Source organism: Enterococcus durans NBRC 100479 = LMG 10746, assembly GCF_001544215.1.
GTDB lineage: Bacteria > Bacillota > Bacilli > Lactobacillales > Enterococcaceae > Enterococcus_B > Enterococcus_B durans.
This window is the reverse complement of sequence record NZ_BCQB01000117.1, coordinates 1-661: the sequence shown is the minus strand read 5'-3', so window position 1 is coordinate 661 and position 661 is coordinate 1. Positions and strand designations below refer to the sequence as shown.

Sequence of the window (661 nt, the reverse complement as noted above, 5' to 3'; positions counted from 1 at the left end):
AAATCACCTCCTTTTATTTTATTTTTTCGTGGATTTTTTCCACAGTACTTTTGATATCTTCCACATCTCCTAAAGCATTCGTTAACTTGTCAATCGTGCTTTGATATCTTTTTTCTCTTGCATTGTTCTGTTGCATTACCCAAATAAACAAAGCTACGAACAAAACAGCGAAACTGATTTGCTCGGGATTTGAAAGCAACGACTCCAATAATTTTTCCATAGTTCACCAACTTTTCTAAAAATAAAAAGCACACTCGAAAGTGTGCTACTCTGCTAATTCTGGTAAATCCATATCCAGTAAGATTTCTCTCACTTGTTCGCGGATCAGACCAGGTACTTGTTCGATCGTCTTCTTGCCTTTGATAATCAACGTCGCGTAGACTACTGCCATTGTATTCACCTCTTTTCTGAGCAAATAAAAAGCAATCCTAAGCCGCAATTTCTGCGTCCAAGATTGCTTGAACTTCTTTTCTGATTGTTTTAGGTACTTCTTCAATAGTTCTCAGACCTTTCTGGATCAAACTGACATAGATATTCGCCATTTATTTAGCCTCCTTGCTTGCAGGAACCAACATCTCATAAACCTCGGCTATCGCTAGTTGCGTATCCGTCATTTGAATTGTTTGTTCTTCAGCCGCCTTTTTTAACTCTTCGTTTTCTC

The 661-nt window shown here is 38.0% G+C and carries 3 protein-coding genes; all 3 read right to left on the bottom strand.

The annotated features are described in order from the left end of the window. Positions 1–13: 13 nt before the first annotated feature. The 3 genes from ED2_RS14530 to ED2_RS16200 are packed head-to-tail and all read right to left on the bottom strand — an operon-like array spanning position 14 to position 542. Positions 14–220 (bottom strand): BhlA/UviB family holin-like peptide, encoded by a 207-nt coding sequence (locus ED2_RS14530; RefSeq protein ID WP_002352299.1) that lies wholly within the window; start codon positions 218–220, stop codon positions 14–16. A 45-nt stretch (positions 221–265) separates the two neighbouring features. Next, a complete protein-coding gene (locus tag ED2_RS16205) occupies positions 266–391 on the bottom strand; it encodes a CD1375 family protein (RefSeq protein ID WP_010740102.1) in 126 nt (41 codons plus the stop codon). Positions 392–428: 37 nt separating this feature from the next. Beyond that, positions 429–542 carry a CD1375 family protein gene (locus tag ED2_RS16200; RefSeq protein WP_016176407.1) on the bottom strand — a complete coding sequence of 38 codons (114 nt, stop codon included), beginning with the start codon at positions 540–542 and terminating at the stop codon, positions 429–431. Positions 543–661 lie beyond the last annotated feature (119 nt).